The sequence below is a fragment of the Bacteroidota bacterium genome (genome assembly GCA_016706865.1).
Lineage (GTDB): Bacteria > Bacteroidota > Bacteroidia > Chitinophagales > BACL12 > UBA7236.
Genome location: JADJIS010000001.1, coordinates 124,574 through 145,292, shown reverse-complemented (window position 1 = coordinate 145,292; position 20,719 = coordinate 124,574). Strand labels below are relative to the sequence as shown.

14 protein-coding genes are annotated in these 20,719 nt (G+C 36.0%); 10 read left to right on the top strand and 4 right to left on the bottom strand.

All coding sequences use genetic code 11. The features are described from left to right. Positions 1 to 38: 38 nt before the first annotated feature. The 3 genes from IPI31_00600 to IPI31_00590 all read right to left on the bottom strand — a co-directional run bounded on the left by IPI31_00600 (position 39) and on the right by IPI31_00590 (position 2,503). Positions 39 to 581 carry an ArsR family transcriptional regulator gene (locus IPI31_00600; protein MBK7566304.1) on the bottom strand — a complete coding sequence of 181 codons (543 nt, stop codon included), beginning with the start codon at positions 579 to 581 and terminating at the stop codon, positions 39 to 41. 79 nt (positions 582 to 660) lie between these two features. Next, positions 661 to 1,485, bottom strand: coding sequence for a 3-deoxy-8-phosphooctulonate synthase (kdsA, locus tag IPI31_00595; protein ID MBK7566303.1), 825 nt, complete (start codon positions 1,483 to 1,485; stop codon positions 661 to 663). A gap of 214 nt (positions 1,486 to 1,699) precedes the next feature. After that, positions 1,700 to 2,503 carry a LexA family transcriptional regulator gene (locus IPI31_00590; protein MBK7566302.1) on the bottom strand — a complete coding sequence of 268 codons (804 nt, stop codon included), beginning with the start codon at positions 2,501 to 2,503 and terminating at the stop codon, positions 1,700 to 1,702. A 64-nt stretch (positions 2,504 to 2,567) separates the two neighbouring features. On the opposite strand from IPI31_00590, the gene IPI31_00585 reads away from it, so the two are divergent. The 6 genes from IPI31_00585 (at position 2,568) to IPI31_00560 (ending at position 11,148) form a co-directional block, all read left to right on the top strand. Next, positions 2,568 to 3,638: a PA0069 family radical SAM protein gene (locus tag IPI31_00585; protein ID MBK7566301.1), complete on the top strand. Its 1,071-nt coding sequence runs from the start codon at positions 2,568 to 2,570 to the stop codon at positions 3,636 to 3,638. 76 nt (positions 3,639 to 3,714) lie between these two features. Beyond that, the gene (locus tag IPI31_00580) at positions 3,715 to 4,713 is read left to right on the top strand and encodes a polysaccharide deacetylase family protein (GenBank protein MBK7566300.1); all 999 of its coding nucleotides are present in this window, start codon (positions 3,715 to 3,717) and stop codon (positions 4,711 to 4,713) included. Then, positions 4,710 to 5,606 (top strand): sulfotransferase domain-containing protein, encoded by an 897-nt coding sequence (locus IPI31_00575; GenBank protein ID MBK7566299.1) that lies wholly within the window; start codon positions 4,710 to 4,712, stop codon positions 5,604 to 5,606. Before IPI31_00580 ends, IPI31_00575 begins: the two co-directional genes overlap by 4 nt. Before the next feature lie 97 nt (positions 5,607 to 5,703). After that, the gene (locus IPI31_00570) at positions 5,704 to 6,765 is read left to right on the top strand and encodes an efflux RND transporter periplasmic adaptor subunit (protein ID MBK7566298.1); all 1,062 of its coding nucleotides are present in this window, start codon (positions 5,704 to 5,706) and stop codon (positions 6,763 to 6,765) included. After that, the gene (locus IPI31_00565) at positions 6,762 to 9,830 is read left to right on the top strand and encodes an efflux RND transporter permease subunit (protein MBK7566297.1); all 3,069 of its coding nucleotides are present in this window, start codon (positions 6,762 to 6,764) and stop codon (positions 9,828 to 9,830) included. Before IPI31_00570 ends, IPI31_00565 begins: the two co-directional genes overlap by 4 nt. Before the next feature lie 46 nt (positions 9,831 to 9,876). After that, complete coding sequence (locus IPI31_00560; GenBank protein MBK7566296.1) at positions 9,877 to 11,148, top strand: TolC family protein; 1,272 nt, start codon at positions 9,877 to 9,879, stop codon at positions 11,146 to 11,148. On the opposite strand, the gene metH is transcribed toward IPI31_00560, so the two are convergent. Continuing rightward, complete coding sequence (gene metH, locus IPI31_00555) at positions 11,142 to 15,527, bottom strand: methionine synthase (protein ID MBK7566295.1); 4,386 nt, start codon at positions 15,525 to 15,527, stop codon at positions 11,142 to 11,144. The genes IPI31_00560 and metH overlap by 7 nt on opposite strands. A 462-nt stretch (positions 15,528 to 15,989) precedes the next feature. Here metH and IPI31_00550 point away from each other — a divergent pair, with 462 nt between their 5' ends. The 4 genes from IPI31_00550 to IPI31_00535 all read left to right on the top strand — a co-directional run bounded on the left by IPI31_00550 (position 15,990) and on the right by IPI31_00535 (position 20,648). After that, the gene (locus IPI31_00550) at positions 15,990 to 17,924 is read left to right on the top strand and encodes a T9SS type A sorting domain-containing protein (GenBank protein ID MBK7566294.1); all 1,935 of its coding nucleotides are present in this window, start codon (positions 15,990 to 15,992) and stop codon (positions 17,922 to 17,924) included. 78 nt (positions 17,925 to 18,002) lie between these two features. Beyond that, positions 18,003 to 19,031 (top strand): phenylalanine--tRNA ligase subunit alpha, encoded by a 1,029-nt coding sequence (gene pheS, locus IPI31_00545; GenBank protein MBK7566293.1) that lies wholly within the window; start codon positions 18,003 to 18,005, stop codon positions 19,029 to 19,031. Positions 19,032 to 19,037: 6 nt separating this feature from the next. Beyond that, complete coding sequence (locus IPI31_00540) at positions 19,038 to 19,622, top strand: hypothetical protein (GenBank protein ID MBK7566292.1); 585 nt, start codon at positions 19,038 to 19,040, stop codon at positions 19,620 to 19,622. Positions 19,623 to 19,625: 3 nt separating this feature from the next. Then, positions 19,626 to 20,648 carry an SPASM domain-containing protein gene (locus IPI31_00535; protein ID MBK7566291.1) on the top strand — a complete coding sequence of 341 codons (1,023 nt, stop codon included), beginning with the start codon at positions 19,626 to 19,628 and terminating at the stop codon, positions 20,646 to 20,648. The last annotated feature ends 71 nt before the right edge of the window (positions 20,649 to 20,719 follow it).

The following is a 20,719-nucleotide window of genomic DNA, read 5'->3' as shown; positions in this document are numbered from 1 at the left end:
CACATACGTGTGTTGAGCAGGTAGTTATTTTATATAATTTATTCGGTCGGGTTGTTGGTCCACAACACGATCGCACTATTTAAATTTCCATTTAATTTCCAGGTAACAAAACTTTCATCATTCAAAATATCTGTCTGTACCTTTCTGCTAATTATTGTTTCTGTTTTATGCACCCAATATTTTAATTTAGCAGAATCCACTGCGCCAACAATTACCAAATTGATCGTCCCGGTATCTTTACCATCGGCGTAATCTCCAATAATAAATGCGTATTTAATTTCTCCTATTTGATTTACAATATTTTCCACTACTTTATCCAGGCCCAAATATTTGCGCACCAAACTACTCACCTCCGGAAAGAGCGGATGTTTTTCATTTGCCTGATATTGAATTGTTTTTCCTTCTTCATGAGAAAGCAGGAAACCCGCCTTAGAAAGTTTGTTCAATTCTAATCGAATGGAATTAGTGGATTCATTCATTTCCTTCGCTAACCCGCGCAGATGAGCGGAAGACTTTGTATTGGAAAAAAACCGCAACAATAGTCTTAAGCGTGTTTTTGATGTAATTAACGAATCGAGCACCGCTGTGAATGAGTAACAAATTTACTCATTCAAAAATTTTAACCAAATTTTTGGGGCTCTTTTTAAAATTATCGGAAGTTCAATCGATGTTTCGGATTTGTAATAGGGTATAAAGCAGTTTTTCCATCTCATGAAGAGGAATCATATTAGGACCATCACTAAGGGCTTTTTCCGGATCGGGATGCGTTTCAATAAAAAAGCCATCAACACCAACTGCAGCAGCTGCTTTTGCCAAAAAGGGAGCAAATTCCCTTTTTCCACCGCTTTTGCCGGCTTCAGCCCCTGGCATTTGAACACTATGCGTTACATCAAAAATTACGGGAGCAAATTGCCGCATAATAGGAAGCGAGCGCATATCCACCACCAAATTGTGATATCCAAAGCTGGAACCACGTTCTGTAAGAAGAACATTATTATTTAATACAGATGCAATTTTTTCAACGGCATATTGCATATCCTCGGGAGCCATAAATTGTCCTTTTTTAACATTTACGGTCTTTCCGGTTTTTCCTGCAGCAATTAAAAGATCCGTTTGTCGACATAAAAATGCCGGAATTTGAAGCACATCTGCAACTTCTGACACAATTGATGCATGTTCAGGAAGATGAATGTCTGTTAATATCGGAACATCAAGTTTTTCCTTTACTTTTTGCAAAACCTTTAATCCATGTTCAAGCCCATCGCCGCGAAACGAGGTTCCAGCAGTTCTGTTCGCTTTATCGAAAGAGGCTTTAAAAACATAATTATAACCCAATTTTTCACATACAGTTTTCATTTTTTCTGCAACCATCAAACACAACTCGAGGCTTTCTATCACACAAGGGCCTGCTATTAACAATGGTTTTTTTTCTCCAACTGTAATGGTGGAGTTTACTTTAACGGGTGCTGAAAAGGTGCTGAACATGTTGCAAAATTGCAAAAAGATTGATTAAGCAGATTTGATCACAAAAAAACAAATTTGGACAATGTCCTAATTTCTCTCGAATTTTAGCAAATTCATGGTGCAGATAAAGGTTTAACCAACCCTGCCTTCTCCAGTTCATGATGAATACTATATAACCAAATATTTATTCCAATCACTTGAACCAACACATAAAGTGTAAGAAGGCAGAGCAGGGTTAATTCCTTTCGATATGGTCGAGGCGGCTCTTCAGCAAATGCACCTGCATGGTAAGATCTCCGATAACCTTATCGAGATCATTCTTTTTTACAGGCATATAGGAGGAAAGTTTGCTCTTTACAAACCAAATTTCTTTTATTTCATCTATATCCAAAGCTTGTTCGGGATATGCTTCATTATCGCTGATGAGATACATTTTATGTTCTGTTTCGGCCTTATTTACCAGGCGTTTCACCAGAACAGTATCATTGGTAACTACTACATGTATATATCCATCACGAACATCCTTAAAATGATTATCACAAAAACGACCGATCACATAATCGCCATGCTGAATGGATTCCTGCATACTGTCACCTTCTATCTGAAAACAGCGGAAAGTACCGTTCCTATAATCAGATCCAGGTAATTTAAAAGCAGGTAGCTCTTTATAAAATTCCGGTTCCAGATATCTGGTTGGATATCCGGCTGCCGCTTTTGTATCCACCATCACAATATTTTCATCTCCTGCCGAATCAACAGTAACAACTATCGGACGATACACGATTCCGCCCGATGATTTCTCTTCCTCCTGAGTTGCGACAGGTACTATAAGTTGAGAAAGATCCACATTTAACAGGTCGTCAATAGAAATGTCAAAAATTTTGACAATTTCCAAAAGAGTCTTATGCCCCGGATTTGCGAGGTTGGATTCTATGTTTGCAATAGTGGTCCTTCCTATGCCCATCATGTCTGCCAGCTCTTGCTGACTCAGTTTTCGGGCATTTCTCAGATGTCTTAAATTGGATGAAATTAGTGCCATAAACTATTTTTAAATTTGTTATTGTCAAATAATATGACTTTATTTGTCAAAAATAATGACAATTATGGAATTTCCAAAAATAAATGAAACTTTTTTTAAAGGCAGGGGAGCACAGATCAATCCCTTCAATCCTTTTCACGATAAAAATTATATTCAGGAGCATATTGAAGGATTGGATGAGGAGATGTTGGGAGACCGGAAAACCTTATTTTTTACTGAAAACGCCAAAAAGGTGGTTAATAAGGTGGAAAGTCCTGATGCTGCTATGGTTTACTCCGTTAATCCATATCAGGGCTGTGAACATGGTTGCGTTTATTGTTATGCCCGAAACACGCATAATTATTGGGGTTTTAGTGCGGGTTTAGATTTTGAAACACGTATTATAATTAAACACAACGCGGCGGAACTACTTGAAAAAGTTTTTATTGACCCGAAATGGGTTGCTGCTCCTATATCATTTTCAGGCAATACCGACTGTTACCAACCAATAGAAAGAAAAATGAAGATCACCAGAAAATTGCTTGAAGTGAGTTTGAAATACAAAAATCCAGCGAGTATGATCACTAAAAACCAGCTTATTCTGCGCGATATCGACATTTTACAGGAATTGGCAAAAGATGATCTTACCCATGTGTTTTTATCTATTACGAGTTTGAAGGAGGATATTCGTCAAAAAATGGAACCGCGCACTGCTACTTACAAGGCCCGTTTAAAAACGATTGAAAAACTGACCACAGCCGGTATTCCGGTTGGGATAATGATAGGACCTGTGGTTCCCGGACTTACCGACAGCGAAATACCTGATATTATAAAGGCTGCTGCCGATCATGGTGCCACCACTGCAGGTTATAATATGTTGAGATTAAATGGGGCAATTGACAAAATTTTTTCAGACTGGATCTGGAAGACATTTCCTATGCATGCTGAACGTGTTCTCAGCAATACAAGAGCAGTGCATGATGGAAAATTAAACGATAGCCGATGGGGAGTTCGCATGCGCGGAGATGGGGAACTGGCAAATGTGATTCGTCAAATGTTTTATATGATGAAGGAGAAATATATGGGACACAATACTCCTTTTACCTTTAATATATCTGCATTCAGAAGACCGGGCCAATTAAAACTTGAATTCTGAAATGCATTTATAAACGCATTTAAACTTATTTGTGCTTTTGATTTAGCTTTACCATTCCATTAGGGAAGGTATAAATATGCGTGGACCAAAAAATCTATATTTTAATTTATTTAATAGAATTAATGCGTCGCGTTCCATTCCTGCTTTGATAAAAAAATCGGGAATCAAAATTATTTTTCCTTTTTATCATTCTGTTAGCGATGAGGATGTAGTTCATATTAAACATTTATACCCTTCAAAAAATATTACCTCTTTTATCAATGATCTCGATTTTTTATTGAAATATTTTATACCATTATCCATAGATGATTTCCTTTCACAAAATTATGATCCAGATCAAAATTATTTTGTATTGAGTTTTGATGATGGATTGAGGAAAATGTTTGATGTTGTTCGTCCCATTTTGAATAAAAAAAGAATTCCTGCAATATTTTTTTTAAATTCATCATTTGTAGACAATAAAGACCTGTTCTACAGATATAAAGTATCTATTATTATTGACCATCTTCATGACGAGAAAATAAGGAACGCTGTTAATAAAACGTTAAAAAGCAACACATCCGACATAAAAAAAATAACTGCACAATTATTGTCGTTAACCTATGCTGATCAAAATATCATAAATGAAATAGGTAGAGAATCGCAAATTGATTTTGAAAGATATTTAAAGAAAGTAGCACCTTATATGACGTCGGAAGAAATAAAACAATTAGTTTCCCAAGGATATTCAGTTGGTGGGCACAGTCACGATCATCCTCTGTATCAAAAAATATTCTCCGAAGAGCAAATGGAACAAACAAAAAAAAGTATGGTTTTTGTGGAAGATAATTTTCCCGGACAGAAAAAATATTTCGCCTTCCCATTCACTGCGGAGGGTGTTGAGAATAAAACGATAGGACGATTTACAACGGAATTGAAAATTGATCTTCTTTTTGGCACTGCAGGTTTAAGGGATCCGTTTGAATCAAAATTAATCGAACGAATTCCTATGGAAGTTGGAAAATTTAGTGCAGAACAAATAATTAAGAATGAATATTCCTGGTATTTATTAAAAAGATCAGTGGGAAAAAAATGAAAGTAAATACCATAATTATAGGTGCAGGAAGAAGCGGAACAACTTCTGTTTATGAATATCTTTCCAATCATCCGGAAGTAAATTTTTCTATAACAAAAGAAGTGCACTACTTTTCTATTGAAGATCTTTATAAACGGGGTGAAAAATATTTTCATTCTTTATTTGAACAAAACGAAAATAAAATTATCGCAACTGCCGATACCTATTTGTTGGTAGATAAAAAAGCTCCGGAAAGAATAAGAAATTATAATCCGGATATGAAATTGATAGTAATGCTGCGTGATCCTGCGGAAAGGGCGTATTCCAATTATAATTATTCTGTGAATTATGGACACGAAGAGGAGAATAACTCGTTTTTAAAAACCTTGCAGTTGGAAAAAAACAGATTAAACACTGACGATATTGTGGCATTAAACAATACCTGTCATTTTTATGGAAGTTTGTATTTTCAACACTTACAATATTGGGAACAATTTTTCCCTAAAGAAAATTTTATTTTATTGAAACTGGACGATCTAAAAAAGGACCCTGATTTGTTTTATAAAAATCTAACATCAAAATTAAACATATCAAATATTTCATTTAAACAATCAGAAACAAAATTTAATGCAGGTTCCAGCGTTAAAAGTAAATGGTTGCAACAATTATTATTGAACAGAGAAAGCACAGTCAGAAAGGTAATTTCATTTGTTTTAAGACCTTTCCGGAAATTGGTGATCAATTCAGGAATTATTGATAAGGTGTATGCAATGAATAAAAAAGAAGTTGACCAGAAAAAAATTTCTAAGGAAGAATTTGTACTGGCTCAACAATATTTTGATTTTGATCTGAAAAATTTAAACTCCGTATATGGAATTAGTTTCGAACAGAATCGCCAAAATCTTAGAGATTAACAATTGTTAACTTTTTTTAAAAAGTGATATATTGAACTATTCTGAATTTACTTTGTAGTTAAATATTTATTAAACTGAAATTATTTTTATCGAATTTATGAAAAAAGCATTTTACTTTATAGCAGTTTTATTCATTATAGGCTGTGCCAAGGAGAAAAAACCTGCGGAGGGAAGCGTTAAGGGTGTTGCGCCCGCTCAATCGGTGCAGGTAGTTGTTGTACAACAACAAGCGCTTGAAAATTCTATAAATGCCACTGGAACTGTACTTTCCAATGAGGAGGTGGAGATCAGAAGTGAAATTCAGGGGCGCATTACAGGCGTTTATTTTAAGGAAGGTGAAAGGGTGCAATCGGGTAAATTGTTGGTAAAAATTGATGATCTGGAATTAAAAGCACAATTAAAAAAGACAGAACTCAGCATTTTATTGTCGAAAGAAGATGAATCTCGTAAAAAAAAGCTGTTGGATATAAATGGTATCAGCAAGGAAGAATATGATCAATCGCAAAATAATTTATTAAAGTTGGAGGCAGATAAAGAATTACTGGAAATTCAGATCAATAAAACAAATGTGATAGCACCTTTTTCCGGAACCATAGGTTTGCGGTATATTAGTGAAGGGGGATTCGTATCATCTTCTGATCTTATTACAGTTTTACAACAGTCGGATCCCGTTAAGGTAGAATTCAGTGTTCCTGAAAAATACGCAGCACTTTTAAATAATGGTTCTGTCGTAAATTTTACAGTGGAGGGTGACCTTAATAATTATACTGCGAAAGTATACGCGAAGGAGCCGAAAATAGATGCAGCAACCAGAACGGTTAAAGTGAGAGCCATCAGCGCAAATCCCGGAAATAAATTAATACCAGGCGCTTTTGCAAAATTGCAGATATCATTGGAAACTATTAGTAATGCAATGATTTTACCCTCCAATGCATTAATTCCAACCATTAACGGACAATCCGTTTTAATTGTAAAAAACGGACATGCTTCACTTCAATTGGTAAAAACGGGTATCAGATCAGAAAAGGAGACTCAAATTACTGAGGGAATAATGCCGGGTGATTCTGTAATTGTAACCGGTTTATTAACTGTGCGCGATGGAATGCCGGTAAAACCTGTATTATTAGTTTCACCAAATGAAAATAAAAAACAGGAATGAATATATCATCCATATCAATAAATCGCCCTGTTCTTGCATCCGTTATTTCGATACTCATTTTATTATTTGGAATTATTGGTTATTCATTTTTAGGTGTTCGAGAATATCCAAGCGTTGATCCGCCAATTATTACAGTTACAACAAATTATATAGGAGCAAATGCCGATGTGGTGGAATCTCAGATCACAGAAGTGATGGAAGAATCCATTAATGGAATTGCAGGAATTCGATCTCTATCTTCAACAAGTAGTGATGGTAGAAGTACCATCACCGTAGAATTTGAATTGGATGTCGATCTCGAAGCAGCAGCAAATGATGTGCGCGACAGAGTTAGTCAATCTGTGCGGAATTTACCTCCGGATTGTGATCCACCGGTAGTTGCAAAATCGAGTGCCGATTCAAATCCAATTGTTTCCATGACCATCCAAAGCAATGAAAAAACTTTATTGGAACTGTCGGAAATTGCAAATAATGTATTTAAAGAAAGATTACAAACAATACCCGGCGTAAGTGAAATAAGAATTTGGGGTGAAAAAAAATACTCCATGAAATTATTGCTGGATCCGATAAAACTGGCAGGATATAATTTAACTCCTGCAGATGTACGTGATGCACTTAACCGGGAAAATGTAGAATTACCTACAGGTAGAATTGAAGGTTATGCTACCGAACTTTCTATTCGCACCTTCGGAAGATTAATTTCGGAAGATGATTTTAACGATCTCATTATTTATGAAACCGATGGATCAGTAATTAAATTAAAAGATATTGGTCAGGCCAAATTATTACCTGAAAATGAAAGAACAATTTTGAGGGGAAATGGCGGAATTCCACAGGTGGCAATTGCAATTACCCCTCAACCGGGTTCGAATTACATTGAAATTGCAGATGAATTTTACCGCAGAGTAGATCAAATAAAAGGGGAGTTACCCGATGATCTAAAATATAATATTGCTTTGGATACAACTACAAGTATAAGAAAAGCAATTTCAGAGGTAAAGGAAACCTTATTAATTGCATTCGGACTTGTTGTGCTCATTATTTTTATTTTTCTGCGTGACTGGAGAACAACTTTAATTCCTGTTATTGCAATTCCGATCTCCTTAGTAGGTGCTTTTTTTATCATGTATGTTTCCGGTTTTTCTATCAATGTTTTAACCTTGCTTGGAATTGTTCTGGCAACGGGAATTGTTGTTGATGATGCCATCGTGGTATTAGAAAATATTTATTCAAAGGTGGAACGCGGAATGGCACCTCATAAAGCAGCACACGAAGGTTCGAAAGAAATAACATTTGCAATTATTTCAACTACCATAACATTGGCTGCAGTTTTTTTACCAATTATCTTTTTACAGGGATTAACAGGAAGATTATTTCGCGAATTTGGAATTACTGTTGCGGGTGCCGTACTAATATCCGCTATTGTTTCTTTAACACTCACGCCTATGATGAGTGCGCGTATTTTAAAACAACGCGAAAAACACAATTGGTTATATAGAAAAACAGAACCGTTTTTTTTAGCTTTAGTTAATGGATATACTTCTTCACTTAAATCATTAATAAAGATAAGATGGGTCGTAATCCCGTTAATATTAATTCCTGTTGGTATTATTTTTTATTTTGGTGGAAAATTACCTGAAGAACTTGCTCCAATGGAGGATAAAGGCCGATTTGTAATTAATGCTACAGCGCCGGAAGGTACATCTTTCGAAAGTATGGATGCCTTTAATCAGGAATTAATTAATGTTGTTGATACGCTACCGGAAAAAGCGAATATTATTGCAGTTACTGCACCATCGTTTGGATCGTCCAGTGCTGCAAATTCCAGTTTTATCCGGGTGAGTTTGGTGGATGCAACAGAACGTGATAAATCTCAACAACAACTTGCTGATGAGGTTGCGGCAATAGTTAAAAAATATAATTTCGCGAGAACTTTTATAAGTCAGGAACAAACTATTGGAAGCGACCGACGCGGAGGTTTGCCGGTGCAATATGTAATTCAGGCGCCTGATTTTGAGCGGCTTAGAGAAGTAATTCCACAATTCATGGAAAAAGCAGCTCAGGAAGAAGGATTTCAGGTAGTGGATATTAATTTGAAATTTAATAAACCGGAATTAACAGTTGAAATAGATCGCGAAAGAGCAAAGGTATTAGGTGTTTCTGTTCGTGATATTGCAGAATCATTACAATTGTATTTCAGCGGACAGCGTTTTGGTTTTTTTATTCTGAATAATAAACAATATCAGGTAATTGGTCAGGCAACAAGAGATAATCGCGATGAACCATTGGATCTGACAAAAGCATATGTAAAAAACAATCGCGGTGAATTAATTCAACTCGATAATCTTGTACATCTCTCCGATAAAAGCTCACCTCCACAATTATTCAGGTATAACAGATACGTTGCTGCAACAATTTCTGCAAATCCTGCACCAGGATATACACTTGGTGATGGAATTGCAACTATGGATAAAATTGCAGAAGAGGTGTTGGATGAAAGTTTTTCTACTGCATTGGCCGGAACTTCGAAAGAATTTGCAGAAAGTTCCAATAGTTTGCAATTCGCATTTTTTTTAGCTCTTATTTTAGTGTATCTTATTTTAGCAGCTCAATTCGAAAGTTTCAGCGACCCGTTAATTGTAATGTTTACGGTTCCATTGGCACTTGCCGGTGCTGTTTTGAGTTTATCGATATTCGGACAAACGTTAAATATTTTCAGTCAGATAGGAATTATTGTTTTGGTTGGTATAGTCACTAAAAACGGAATATTAATTGTGGAATTCGCCAATCAACGGAAAGAAACCGGTTTAAATAGTTTTGAAGCTGCAATTGAAGCCGCATCGCAACGTTTTCGTCCTATTCTGATGACAAGTTTCGCTACAGTTTTAGGAGCTTTACCTATTGCCCTAGCCCTTGGTGCCTCTTCCAAAAGCAGAGTTTCTATGGGTATTGCAATTATTGGTGGATTATTATTTTCGCTTATCTTAACCCTTTATTTAATACCATTAATATATACTTTTATCTCCTCTTCAAAAAAGAAAATAACATCAGGTGAGGAAAATTAAATGTTTTGGAAATATGAAGATCTGTAAAATTATATGTGTATTTTTTATGAGCACGCCTGTTATTTTATCCGCGCAAACTCTAACACTACAACAAGCTCTGAATACAGCATGGGAAAATAATTATGGTATAAAAATAATAAATAAGGAACTTCAAATTACCGATCTGCAAAATCACGCAGGATATGCCGGAATGCTTCCTGTAATTTCTGCTATTGCAAATTACGATGTTGAGGTAACAAATTCTGAACAACAATATTTTAGCGGGGAAACACGGTCAGAAAAAAATGCAGGTGCTAATTCTTTAGATGCCGGAGTGTATTTAGACTGGACTGTTTTTGATGGTTTGGGAATGTTCGCCAGAAAAGATAAACTGGAACAATTGTATGCCTTAGGTGAATTGGAAGTTAGAGCGAAACTGGAAGAGATTACAATGCAATTGATGATAGATTGGAATAATCTTATTCAATTGGAGAATGCCAAAAGGGTTATGGAAAATGCAATTGATATTTCAGGAGAACGTTTAAAAATTGCGCAACAAAGAAATGTTATAGGCTCCGGTTCAGGGTTAGATGTACTTCAGGCTCAGGTTGACCTGAATACCGATAGCTCGGCATATATAAATATACTTTTACAAATTAAAAATACAAAAGCCGTAATAAATGAATATATGGCAAGAGATGCAAATACAACGTTTGATATAAATGAAAAAATTGCTGTAGATCAAACGATAAATTTAACAAGTATCAAAGAAAATGTATATGCTAATAACACCTCATTGCTTATTGCAGAAAAAAATAAACAAATTGCAGAATTACAGGTAAAGGAATATAAATCATATTTATATCCTACAGTTTCCCTAAATGCAGGGTATGGATTTTTAAAATCAGTTTCAGAAGCAGGATTTGTGGAATCCAATTTAAATGTAGGTCCATTGGCGGGTGTTTCACTTGTTATTCCATTATTTAATGGATTCACTGTATCCCGAAATATCGAACAAATGAAAGTGATGCAACAAATGCAAGAGTTGGATATTCTTCAAACACAATTATCTGTAAATACCAATCTTGTAATTTTATATAATCAATATGAAACTTCACTTCAGTTGATGAAAATTGAGCAAAAAAATATTGAATCAGCAACAAAAAATGTATCCATTGCATTAGAAAAATTTAATCTCGGTGCTATTACATCTGTGGAATTGCGCGAAATTCAATTGCAAAAAGTAAATACAGAAAACAGATATCTCACCGAAGAATTAAATGCTAAAATTGCAGAGCTCCAATTAAAATATTTCAGCGGCAAATTAATTACTCAATAATTAATATTACTCCGTAACCATTTTTCCATTTCCTCAAAGGGCATATTTTTTCTTTTTGCAAGATCTTCCACCTGATCTTTTCCTATCTTCCCGATCCCAAAATATTTAGCTTCCGGATGCGCAAAATACCAACCACTAACACTCGCCGCAGGAAACATTGCCATACTTTCAGTTAGTTGCACACCGATATTATTTTCTACATTCAGCAATTCAAATAACGTTATTTTTTCCGTATGATCAGGACAGGCAGGATATCCCGGGGCAGGTCTTATGCCCTGATATTTTTCTTCAATCAGATCTTTAGTATTTAATTTTTCACTCTTATCATATCCCCAAAACTCTTTTCGAACACGCTCATGCATTCTTTCCGCAAACGCCTCTGCTAATCTATCAGCCAACGATTTTAAAAGTATCGCCGAATAATCATCATGATTTTTTTCGAATAGCGCTATCTGTTCTTCAATTTTAAATCCGGTGGATACTGCGAATGCTCCGATATGATCGTACTTAAGGGCCCCTAAATCCCCATAGGGGACTTTTTCATTCTCGTTTGTTTGATAATTTCTTGTATTATCCTGAAGTGATTCTAATGTTTTTAAGATTTTAGAAATCGCATTTTCAGTATCATTTAATATTTGACTATTCGTGAATCGTAAAACTGTGAATCCATGTTCATTTAAATAGCTTGTTCTTATTTCATCGGATTCTTTATTTTCAGGTAATTGGTGAATTAATCCATCCAGTTCAATAACCAAATTCTTTTTTATGCAGATGAAATCAGCAATGAACCTTCCGATAATATGTTGACGTCGAAATTTATAATTGTCTAATTTTTTCCCCTTAAGATTTCTCCATAACATTGCTTCAGCATCTGTACTGAATGTTCGGTTATCTTTTGCAAATCTTTTCAAAAATCTATACACATGTGGATCAGCTGTTTGATATGGTTGCCCATCATCATTAAGTAATTCCTCCGCACTATTGGTCTCATGCGAACTTAAGGCATCAATGGTATCTGAATTCTCGCTCGTTAGGACATCTTCCCCTATGGGGAAGACCGAGATGGGGCCCTTTGTCTCATGCGAACTTATTTCATCAATGTTGTCTAAATTCTCACTCGTTAGGACATCTTCCCCTATGGGGAAGACCGAGATGGGGCCCTTTGTCTCATGCGAACTTATTTCATCAATGGTATCTGAATTCTCGCTCGTTAGGACATCTTCCCCTATGGGGAAGACCGAGATGGGGCTTACAAAATCACTCAAACAATAATTCGCCTGCCCATCAGCTTTTTTATTTTGTTGTCGCAGATTAAATAATCTTTTTATCTCAGTTCCACTTTCATCTACCAAAATAATATCATCACCCTCTGCATAACATTTAAAAATCCCTACTACTGCCCGCGCCTCCAACAAATTTTCGCTGATAATTTTTTTCAGCATCTGCTGTGCATCGTTAAATAATTGATTCGCCGCTGGACCAACTATATCATCATTTAAAATTTCAGGATATTTTCCATGTAATTCCCAGGTTTGAAAAAACGGTGTCCAGTCAATATACTTTGATAATTCTTCCAATGAATAATTTTCAAAAATTTTAATTCCTGTAAATGAGGGTTCGGGTTTTAAATAATTATTCCAGTCGATCTCGTATTTGTTTTTTCTTGCCTCTTCCAGGGTAATATATCCTTTGAAAGATTGTTTGTATTTATGATTTTGTTCGATAATGAGATATTCGTCATTTATTTCCTTAGTAAATACACTCTTTTCTTTTCCCAATAATTTTCCGGCAATTGTAACGCTTCGCGAGGCATCGGTTACATGTATAACAGGGTGCGAATAAGCAGGCGCAATTTTTACCGCAGTATGCGTTCTGGATGTTGTTGCACCTCCTATTAACAATGGAATGGTAAATTTTCTTTTTTCCATTTCCTGTGCAACATTAACCATTTCATCCAGAGATGGTGTAATCAATCCACTTAAACCGATGAGATCAACTTTGTTTTCTAACGCGGCAGTCAAAATTCTTTCGGCAGATACCATTACACCGAGGTCGATAATTTCGTAATTATTACATGCCAAAACAACTCCAACAATATTTTTCCCAATATCATGTACATCCCCCTTTACAGTTGCCATTAAAACTTTCGGATGATTTGAAGTATTACCCGATGATTTTTTTTCCAGCTCAATAAATGGCTGGAGATAGGCAACAGCTTTTTTCATCACCCTTGCACTTTTAACAACCTGAGGTAAAAACATTTTTCCGGAACCAAAAAGATCACCAACTATATTCATTCCTGCCATTAACGGACCTTCAATTACTTCCAATGGTTTTGCATACTTTAATCGCACTTCTTCAATATCAGCATCTATAAATTCCGTAATTCCTTTTACTAAGGAATGTGCAAGTCGCTCCTCCACACTTTTACCGCGCCATTCGTCGGTTGTGATTTCTGCTTTATCTTTTTTCTTTAAAGTTTCTGCAAAAGTTATAAGATTTTCTGTGGCATTATCATTTCTGTTAAATAGAACATCTTCAATTTTTTCGAGAAGATCTTTATCTATATCCTCATAAATATCTATCATTCCTGCATTCACAATTCCCATATCCATCCCCGCCTTAATTGCGTGATATAGAAAGGAAGAATGCATAGCTTCCCTCACTGTATTATTACCTTGAAACGAAAATGAAATATTACTCACACCTCCACTTACCAGCGCTCCCGGAAGATTATTTTTTATCCATCTCGTAGCATTAATATAATCTACCGCATAATTATTATGTTCTTCAATACCTGTTCCAACCGTCAAAATATTTGGGTCGAAAATAATATCTGTAGGATCAAAATTCAATTTATTTACTAATAGATCATATGCTCTTTTACATATGGCAATTCTTTTTTCTAAGGTAGTTGCCTGTCCTTCTTCATCAAATGCCATTACGATGACCGCAGCGCCCAATTTTTTTGCTTTTTTCGCCTGATATATAAATTTTTCTTCACCTTCTTTTAATGAAATAGAATTCACGATACATTTTCCTTGCAAACATTTTAATCCCGCCTCTATCACCTCCCACTTGCTGGAATCTATCATCACCGGAACTCTTGCAATATCAGGTTCAGCAGCTACTAAATTTAAAAAGGTTTTCATCACCTCCACAGAATCAATCATACCTTCATCCATGTTCACATCAATTATCTGCGCTCCGTTTTCCACCTGCTGTCGGGCAACAATTAATGCATCATCGTATTTTTCTTCTTTAATTAATCTTTTAAATTGTTTGCTTCCCGTAATATTTGTTCTTTCTCCAACATTTACGAAATTGCTTCCTTCATAAATTTCAAATTGTTCTAATCCGGAATAGGACGGTAATCTGGGCAAAGTTCTTGGAATACGCGGCGCATATTTTTTAGCGATGCCGGCAATATATTTAATATGTTCAGGTGTAGTTCCGCAACATCCTCCAATAATATTTATCCAACCATTTTTTAAATATTCTTCAATATCATTACCATTGCTTTCCGGTGTTTCATCGTATTCACCAAAAGCATTTGGTAAACCGGCATTTGGATATGCAGAAACAAAAAAATCCGTTTTTTCGGCAAGAGTTTTAATATGTTCCTTTAATTGTTTTGCACCTAAAGCACAATTTAATCCAACACTTAATAATGGAATATGAGAAATGGAAATTAGAAATGCCTCCACGGTTTGTCCACTTAATGTTCTTCCACTCGCATCTGTAATGGTTCCCGAAATCATAACGGGAATTTTTTTACCAATATCCTCAAAAAGATTTTCTATTCCATAAATAGCTGCTTTAGCATTCAGAGTGTCAAATATTGTTTCTATAAGAATAATATCCACCCCACCATCAATAAGACCTTTGGCTTGTTCGTAGTATGCATCTGACAATGCATCGAAAGTTATTGCCCGATAACCTGGGTTGTTTACATCAGGGGAAAGACTAAGTGTTTTATTTGTAGGACCTAAAGCACCGGCAACAAATCTGGGTTTGTCAGGTTCTTTTTCTGAAAATTCCTGCGCTACTTCCTTTGCGATCTTAGCTGACTGGTAGTTCAGCTCGTACACAATATGTTCTAAATGATAATCAGCCTGGGCAACACTTGTTCCGCTAAATGTATTCGTTTCTATAATATCGGCACCTGCTTCCAGATATTGCCTGTGAATTTCTTTAATTATTTGTGGCTGTGTAAGAGAAAGTATATCATTATTGCCCCTCAGATCATAGTTATGTTCCTTAAATTGCTGACCTCTAAAGTCTTCCTCGCTCAATTTATACCGCTGAATCATGGTGCCCATTGCCCCGTCCAGCACCAAAATCCGGTCTGTTAATAAATTCTTCAAAATTTTTTCCACCCCACAAAATTAGCATACGTTTGAATTAGTGCATTTCAGAATAGAATATCTTTTACATTTTATTCAGTAATTAGTCACTTTTGTTAATTTTTTTATAATTATTGAAATATTGATATTCAATCCTTTGCATACATGGCAAATTGTTGAAAAAGGAGCTATTCATGACATTCAAAAATAATTTAAATAAGATCTAAATTGCCGCCATTATTATGTTTCAGGGCAATTTTAAGCTAATAATTGGTGGTTTTAAGCATGATTGAGTGACAAACACCCGTTTGGCATAATCCAAAGATTTGAAAATTATGTTTGTATTTGAAAAATTAAGTTAATTTTACGCAACCAATAATTGACACGACGCATCTATTGTTCATTCCCGCATCATGTTAATATATGTGACCCTAGTCTAAACATAACACGCTGTTTTAGATATTAATTTTATTTAACCCTAAATTTTTAATTCAAATGTTGAAAAAATCGTTACTTTTCACAACCCTTTCATTTTTATTGGGAGGATTGGTGATTGCGCAAGCACCGCAACGTAGTTGCTCAACTATGGATGTTGATGCCAGACTAAGGGCAGAAGATCCGTTTTATGCAGCTAATCGCGAGGCTATTGAGCAGTTTACCCAAAACTACATTGCTACTGAAGCAAACAGCGGTGAAAGAGCTGTAGTTACTATTCCGGTTGTTGTACATATTGTGTACAATATTGCTTCTGAAAACATTTCAGATGCTCAGGTTTACAATCAATTGGATGTATTAAATGATGACTTCAGAAGATTAAATTCAGATGTTGGTGAAACTCCTGGTTATTTTGCCGGTGTTGCTGCTGACTGTGAAATTAATTTCTGCCTCGCTACACTTGATCCTAGTGGTAACCCAACCACTGGTATTACCAGAACAAGCACTTCTAAAACATCATTCAGCACTGGTGATGATATGAAATTTGGAACTTATGGTCATACCATTTGGGATAGGAACAAATATCTCAATTTATGGGTTTGCGACCTTTCAGGTGGTTTATTGGGTTATGCTCAATTTCCTGGTGGCTCCGCTTCAACTGATGGTGTTGTTATAGATTACGTTTATTTTGGTGTTGGTGGCGCAGGTTCTGCTCCATACGATCTTGGACGCACAGCTACCCACGAAGTTGGTCACTGGCTGAATTTATATCATATTTGGGGTGACGATGGTACAGGTTGCGGTGGATCAGATCTTTGTGCTGATACTCCAAATCAGGCAGACGAAACTTATGGTTGCCCTAACGGAGCAATTCGTATCTCTTGTACTAACGGACCAAACGGTGATATGTATCAAAACTACATGGATTACACCGATGATGGTTGTATGAACCTATTTACTGCAGGTCAAAAAACCAGAGCTCAGGCTTTATTTGCAGTTGGTGGATCACGTGCTGCCCTTTTAACATCTAATGGCTGCGGCGGCGGCGGTGGAGGAACTTGTAATGCTCCAACCGGAATGAATACAACTTTGGTTGCTACTACAAGCGCTACTTTCAATTGGACAGCAGCAGCAGGTGCAACTAGTTATAACGTTCGTTATAAAACAACTGCAGGTGCAACCTGGACAAATACAACTTCAGCAACTACTTCTAAAGCAGTTACCGGCTTAACAGCTGCAACAGCTTACGAATGGCAGGTTCAAACTGTTTGTGCTGCAGGAACAAGTGCATTTACTTCATCTACTACATTTACTACTACCGGTGGTGGTGGTGCTTGTGTTGATAATTATGAGCCAAATAATACTTCAGGAACAGCTGCTACATTAACTGCTGGAACTACATATCTTGAGTTAATTGCAACTTCAACAGATGCAGACTGGTTTAAATTTACAACCACTGGTTCCAATACAAAAATCAAAATCAGTTTGACTTCATTGCCTGCTGATTATGATGTGAGATTATATAACCAATCTGTTGCTCAGAAAGGTATTTCTGAAAATGGTGGCACAACAAGTGAGACAATCATTTGGAATACTACTCAGGCAGGAACCCGTTATGTTAAAGTATATGGTTGGGACGGTGCATTCAGCGCTGGTGACTGTTATGATCTTTTAATTTCTACAAGCTCTTCAAACTGGAGAACAGACGGAAGTTATGTGGAAATGGATGAATACGATAACTCTATCGTTTCTGTATTCCCAAATCCGGCTTCAGGTGATATCGTTACTGTTGATTACTACAGCGTTCAGGAAGATATGAATGTTGGAGTGCAGGTGTTTGATATTCTTGGCAAACAGGTTGTTAATACTTCAAATTCTGTGGTTGCAGGTGAAAACATGATAGAAATGAATGTTGCTAATTTAGAAGCAGGATTCTATTTTGTTGTTATCAGCAATGGCAAATCTTCTTATTCTGAGAAGTTTGTGATAGAATAAATATCCATCAATAAATTATACAAGGGCGGCAAATTTTTGCCGCCCTTTTTATTTTGTAATTTTGGCCGCATGGAACCTATGCAGAACCAATTTGATAACATTCAGGAGTTAAAAAAAGAAGTGGAGGGATCTGCCGTAAACAATGCAGCAGAACTTGAAGCATTCAGGATACGGTTTTTAGGGACAAAAAATGTTTTGAAGGATGTTTTTTCCGAGATCAAAAATGTTCCCAATGAATTAAAAAAAGAATTTGGCCAGAGAGTAAACGAACTTAAACAACTGGCTGAAAATAGATTTGCAGAATTAGAAGGAAAATACAAAAAAGCAGGTAATAATAAATCTGCTGAAATAGATATTTCACTACCCGTTGCAACTAAAAATCCGGGTTCAAGACATCCACTTACTATAATAAGAGAGGAGTTGGTAAATATTTTTACCAGAATTGGATATTCTGTTGTGGAAGGTCCTGAAATAGAAGACGACTGGCATAATTTCACCGCATTAGGAATGCCGGAAGACCATCCCGCTCGCGACATGCAGGATACTTTTTATGTGCAGACCAATCCTGCGATATTATTAAGAACGCATACCTCCAATGTTCAGATCCGTGTTATGGAGGAACAAAAACCTCCTATCAGAATAGTTGCACTTGGCAGAACCTATCGCAACGAAACAATATCTGCACGTGCACATTGCACCTTTCATCAGATCGAATTATTGTATATTGATGAAGGAGTAACCTTTGCCGATATGAAACAAACTCTTTTGTATCTGGCGCAGGAATTATACGGCGCTGATACTAAAATACGTTTACGTCCAAGTTATTTTCCTTTTACGGAACCTAGTGCCGAAATGGATGTTAGCTGTTTCGTATGTGGTGGAAAAGGATGCGCAATTTGTAAACAAACGGGCTGGGTGGAAATTGGAGGTTGCGGAATGGTAGATCCTGTGGTTTTGGAAAATTGTAAAATTGACAGCGAAAAGTATACAGGTTTTGCATTCGGTTTCGGATTGGAACGTATGGCAATTTTAAAATACAGAATTAATGATATCAGATTATTTTCAGAAAATGATTTGCGATTCTTAAAACAATTTGAACATTTATAAATTATAATGAAGAAATTTATTTCATCCGTATTTTTTATTTCGCTCTTTGCTTCGGGAATTGTTTTCGGGCAAACAAAAACAATAGGAGAGGATACTATCAAAATTATTGGAGAAGATACTTTAGTTGGCCCTCCAATTGTATTCCGACAATATAATGAACGGTTTATTGATTTCATGTTCTTTGATGGAAATTTTAACGTGGTTTCTTTTCGCATCATGGAAAAGAGTACAAGTTTTCAATTTATGATCAGCAGTTTGGATTCCAGTGTGTATTGTTTTCAAACGGATCCCGATGAATTTAAAATTTTAATGGCTATGGTGAAAGAAATGAATGCAGAATTGATGGCTCAAAAAAATTGGCCGGTAAAATGTAATTATTGTCAGACCATGCAAATGTTTTGGTTCGAAGGCGATCATGAAAGAAGCACACTTAAAAGATCAGTTGCTATTCCACAATCCTTTAATCAGATCCTCGATTATTGTTACGAAATCAGCAGTACCGAAAAAAGAAAATGTCAACTTGAATTAAAAAACTTTCAGTCGCTGGAAGGATTTTCAGATAAATTACGCGGACCGTCCGCAAATAAATAAATTATGCCATTTAGTATAACCGATTCACTCAATTACGCCTCTAAACTCACCCCGCGGAGAATTTGGAATATGAGTAAGGTGATATCGAGTTATTATTATAGCATGTGGAGCAAAAAACCTGTGCAGTGGGGTTTGCCAATTTCTTTATCGTTTGAACCAACTACTTCCTGTAATTTAAGATGTCCGGAATGCCCAAGTGGTTTGCGTTCATTTACCCGTCCTACCGGAATGTTGCAAAAAGATTTTTTTAAGGAGACAATGGATGAAGTTGGTAAAGATCTTACCTATCTCATTTTTTATTTTCAGGGCGAACCCTATCTCAATCCTGATTTTCTGGATATGGTGAAGTACGCAAACGATAAAAAAATATATACAGCCACTTCCACCAATGCACATTATTTGAATGATGCAAATGCAAAAAAAACAATTGAAAGCGGATTGGACCGATTAATAATTTCCATTGACGGTACTACACAAGATACCTATGAACAATATCGTATAGGAGGAAAACTCGAAAAGGTTTTGGAAGGTGCGCGCAATATTGTGAAATGGAAAAAAGAATTAAAATCGAGTACACCTTTTGTTATATTTCAATTTCTTGTTGTAAAACCAAATCAACATCAAATTGAAGACGTTAAAAAATTAGGAAAAGAAATTGGGGTGGATGAAGTTGCATTTAAAACTGCACAAATTTACGACTACGAGAATGGCTCTAATTTAATTCCTACCATTGATTATTATTCCCGTTATCAGCAAAATAATAATGGCACTTATTCCATTAAAAATAAAATGTCGAATCACTGCTGGAAATTATGGCACTCCTGCGTAATTACCTGGGACGGAACGGTAGTTCCCTGTTGTTTCGACAAAGACGCCACCCACCAACTCGGCGATCTTAAAGACACTACATTTAAACATCTGTGGCAAGGCGGAAAATATCATAAATTCAGAACAGCTTTACTTAAAGGAAGAGGGGAAATTGATATTTGTAAGAATTGCACCGAAGGAACTAAGGTTTGGGCGTAGAGAATGTACCGATGTGATGATGTACCAATGTACCGATGAACAGCCAGACTTCAGTAAACCTGAAAACTTGA

Excerpts from the sequence above, each read along its gene's own strand:
- IPI31_00535 (MBK7566291.1), top strand. The coding sequence starts at position 19,626 with ATGCCATTTAGTATAACCGATTCACTCAATTACGCCTCTAAACTCACC.
- kdsA (MBK7566303.1), bottom strand. The coding sequence starts at position 1,485 with ATGTTCAGCACCTTTTCAGCACCCGTTAAAGTAAACTCCACCATTACA.
- pheS (MBK7566293.1), top strand. The coding sequence starts at position 18,003 with ATGCAGAACCAATTTGATAACATTCAGGAGTTAAAAAAAGAAGTGGAG.
- IPI31_00580 (MBK7566300.1), top strand. The coding sequence starts at position 3,715 with ATGCGTGGACCAAAAAATCTATATTTTAATTTATTTAATAGAATTAAT.
- IPI31_00565 (MBK7566297.1), top strand. The coding sequence starts at position 6,762 with ATGAATATATCATCCATATCAATAAATCGCCCTGTTCTTGCATCCGTT.
- IPI31_00540 (MBK7566292.1), top strand. The coding sequence starts at position 19,038 with ATGAAGAAATTTATTTCATCCGTATTTTTTATTTCGCTCTTTGCTTCG.
- IPI31_00560 (MBK7566296.1), top strand. The coding sequence starts at position 9,877 with ATGAGCACGCCTGTTATTTTATCCGCGCAAACTCTAACACTACAACAA.
- IPI31_00550 (MBK7566294.1), top strand. The coding sequence starts at position 15,990 with ATGTTGAAAAAATCGTTACTTTTCACAACCCTTTCATTTTTATTGGGA.
- IPI31_00585 (MBK7566301.1), top strand. The coding sequence starts at position 2,568 with ATGGAATTTCCAAAAATAAATGAAACTTTTTTTAAAGGCAGGGGAGCA.
- IPI31_00575 (MBK7566299.1), top strand. The coding sequence starts at position 4,710 with ATGAAAGTAAATACCATAATTATAGGTGCAGGAAGAAGCGGAACAACT.
- IPI31_00590 (MBK7566302.1), bottom strand. The coding sequence starts at position 2,503 with ATGGCACTAATTTCATCCAATTTAAGACATCTGAGAAATGCCCGAAAA.
- IPI31_00570 (MBK7566298.1), top strand. The coding sequence starts at position 5,704 with ATGAAAAAAGCATTTTACTTTATAGCAGTTTTATTCATTATAGGCTGT.